The 3,497-nt window shown below is 68.1% G+C and carries 2 protein-coding genes; one reads left to right on the plus strand and one right to left on the minus strand.

Features of this window, described 5'->3' with window-relative positions:
* The first annotated feature begins 28 nt into the window (after window positions 1-28).
* Entirely contained in the window at window positions 29-1,147 is a 1,119-nt protein-coding gene (locus tag NBX02_RS11555; RefSeq protein WP_250291296.1) for a sirohydrochlorin chelatase, read from the plus strand.
* A gap of 128 nt (window positions 1,148-1,275) precedes the next feature.
* Here NBX02_RS11555 and NBX02_RS11560 read toward each other — a convergent pair whose 3' ends face one another.
* Window positions 1,276-2,154 carry a Dam family site-specific DNA-(adenine-N6)-methyltransferase gene (locus NBX02_RS11560; RefSeq protein ID WP_250291299.1) on the minus strand — a complete coding sequence of 293 codons (879 nt, stop codon included), beginning with the start codon at window positions 2,152-2,154 and terminating at the stop codon, window positions 1,276-1,278.
* Window positions 2,155-3,497: the final 1,343 nt, after the last annotated feature.

The raw sequence follows: 3,497 nt of genomic DNA on the forward strand, positions 1-3,497 counted from the left end.
ACGCACCGCTGTACGAGGGGCTGAATCCTTGACAGACCCACACGCCGGATCGGACGCGGACCTGAACATGGCGGTGGCCGCCTCCGGGGCCGCCACCACGGCCACGGAAGGAGAGCCGGAGACGGCCACGAACGCGGCCACCGATGGAGTCCCGGAGGCGGCTACGGACAGTGCCACGGCTACGGACAGTGGCCCGGACGGCGGTCCGCCTGCGCCCGCGCTGCTGATCGTCGGGCATGGGACCCGCAGCACGGCCGGGGTGGCGCAGTTCCAGGAGTTCATCGAACGGGTCCGTGAACGTGCCGACGGGACGCCGGTGGACGGCGGGTTCATCGAACTGTCCCGCCCCCCGGTGGCCGACGCGGTGGGCCGCCTCGTCGACGCCGGCCACCGCCGGCTCGCGGTGGTACCGCTGACCCTGGTCTCCGCCGGGCACGCCAAGGGCGACATTCCCGGCGCGCTCGCCCGCGAACGCGCCCGCCATCCCGGTCTGCGCTACACCTACGGACGCCCGCTCGGCCCGCATCCGACGTTGCTGACGGCGCTCGACGAGCGCATCGACGCGGTCTGCCCGCGCGCCGAGCGGGCGAAGGTGACCGTGCTGCTGGTCAGCCGGGGCTCCACCGACCCGGACGCCAACGCCGAGATCGCCAAGGTCGCCCGGCTGCTGTGGGAGGGACGCGGGTTCGCCGGTGTCGAACCGGCGTTCATCAGCCTGGCCGAGCCGGGCGTGCCCGCCGGCCTGGAGCGCTGCCGCCGGCTGGGAGCGTCCCGGATCGTGGTGGCGCCCTACTTCCTGTTCACCGGCGTCCTGCCGGAGCGGGTGGTCGCCCAGGCCACCGCCTGGGCCGCCGAGCACCCGGGCGTCGACGTGCGCTGCGCGGGCCTGCTCGGCGACAGCGACGCCCTGGTGGACCTGGTGTTCGAGCGCTTCGCCGAGGCACTGGCCGGGGACATCCGGATGAACTGCGACACCTGCCTGTACCGGGTCGCGCTGCCCGGCTTCGAGCACCGGGTGGCCGCCCCCCAGGCCCCCCACGACCATCCGGACGACCCGACGCATCCGCACGGACACCATGATCACCACCGCGGTCACAGCCACGAACATGGTCACGGGCATCACCGGCATGCCTCCCACGCGTCCTGAGCGGCCGGCGCCCATGCCCGCCCCGGTCACGCCGGGTACAGGAGCCGACCGGTAGGCGCCTCCGCTCGACCTCCGACCGCCCCTGCCCGATCCCGGCCGGGCCACGGCCTGGCCGGGACCGTCCGCGGCTACCGCACCTGGCGGTCGAAGGGGGCCTGGGACGGCACGGGCGGGTCGTAGCTGGTCACCACCACGTCCCAGCTACGCCGGGCGGACGCGTTCAGGCTGATGTCACGCCGGGTGGCCAGCCGCAGAACGCGGAAATCACCGCCGAACAGGTCGCGCACGAACGGCGTGTCGCTGTTGGTCATGGTGATGAAAACTCCCCGGTCGGCCGCGCGACGCATCGCCTTGTAAAGCCGCACCTGGTCGTCCGCCCCGAACTGGCCGGCGGTGTACCGTCTGAAATCAGACCAGCCGCCGAGTGGTACGTACGGCGGGTCGCAGTACACCCAGTCACCCGTTTCGGCGTCGTCGATCGCCTGTTCGAAGTCGGCCACCCTGACAACGGCGCCGCTCAGCGCCCTGGCGGCCCGCAGAAACGTCGTCCGATTGTAGTAGGGCCGGTCGTAGGCTCCGTACGGCGTGTTGAACTCGTTGCGACGGTTTACCCGCCACAGCCCCCGGAAGCTCGTCTTGTTGAGGTAGACGACCCGGGCGGCCCGTTCGAGGTCACTGAGATCCCGGGGACGCTGCCGGCGCACGTGTTCGAAGTGTTCGGGAGTGTTGGGCATCTCGTCGAGCCGCGCCATGACCGACTCCGGATCCCCGGCGACGACCCGGAAACAGACGACGAGTTCTTCGTTCGCGTCGGAGAGAACAGCGCGGCGAGGCCCCAGTTCGAAGAACACCGCGCCACTACCGAGAAAGGGCTCCCGGTACGAGCCGGTGAACTCCGGCGCCAGCCCCACGAGCGCGCTCGCGTACCTGCTCTTGCCCCCGGCCCACTTCAGGAACGGCTTCTCGCCGGGGATACGACTGGTGGTCCGCAGACCCGTCGGCTGCACACGTCAAGACTACGGGTTCCGTGCGACAGGGCCCGACGGCGCTCCGCGACCCGCGGCTGCACCTCAACGATCTTCGCCGTGTACCCACGAACCGCGGAACCCGGGCTCTCCACAGCGTGCCCTGGTGTCGGAAATCCGACACCACATGAGAGCCCCAGACGGAAGATCTGATTACTTTCAGTAAGAAATTCGATCGACCGGTTCGGATCAAGACTTGTCAGTGATCTCTTGGTCACAAGGGTGACATCGGCGGGATGGCATCTTCGGGGACGCCCTCCCCATGGCAGTCATGAAGCGCCGGGAACGCGGTGATCGCTGGAGGTGGGCGCGCCCACCTCCAGCATGCTCCGACGCGCCGGCGGCATCCGTCCAGGCCACGCCACTCCGATCGTGGCCGGAGACGACCGAATCCGGACCGTCAGCTGTGAAATGACCCTGTCAGCACGGCCGCAAACACCACCGTCATCGAATCCGCGACACCAGAAAGATTCGAACGGATGATCATTGTGAATCGTTCGGCGCAGCCGGGTCGAGGTCTGGTCGACAGCGCTCATGGCGGTGACTCTCCGCCATGGAAAGGAATTTCCCCACCTGGGCGAGCGACGTTGGGCCACGTTGCAGTCCTCGCGCACGGAGCCATCCTCGAGTACCTTCGCAGAAGTGCTGGGGCCACCTTCCGGCATGTCAGATAAACCACGGATGGCAGCAGGTGGACAGGTGCTGTACGCGGACGGTGGCAAACGTCCCCGAGAGCCGGCCGGGTGGAAACGGCCAGATTGGGGTTTACTGAGAGCTCACCGAGCACCATGAGCGTTGTTCAGAAGCTGCGATCAGATGTTCTGGATCATACGCCTGCGCAGGTCAGGGCGTTACCGGGCCCTGATCGGGACCCGTGAACAACGCTTCATGAGATGATCATGTTTTATCGGTCGCCGAGCGGGATGCCCGGTGGACGCGGTGCCGGTTTCGTACCGGTGCCGGCCTGTTCCCGACAGGGACCATGAATACTACGTGCGGCGGTAGGAGCCCGGCCATCCGCGAGCTCGTCGGTTATGGAATTGCTCACCGCGGGCCGGCCCCATCCGATGGAACACCCGCGGTCTGACGTACCCGACCCCATATCGCCGTACTGGAATGGCCACCCGACGCGCGATCTGGAACAAGGCTGCCGGTCCGTCCACCGCGGCCTGGACACAGCGCCGACACCTGGCTCCGCTATGCCGTCACACCGCGGGGGCGGCCACGCCGGCAAATTCCTGCCAAATATCTGCGTGTAACATCCGAAGCGAAAGGAAACCATTCGGCATGGCTCATTGGAAAAACATCTCCGGCGCTCTCACGGC

This window comes from Protofrankia sp. CiP1_Cm_nod1 (genome assembly GCF_920888515.1).
In the GTDB taxonomy this organism is placed as follows: Bacteria; Actinomycetota; Actinomycetes; order Frankiales; family Frankiaceae; genus Protofrankia.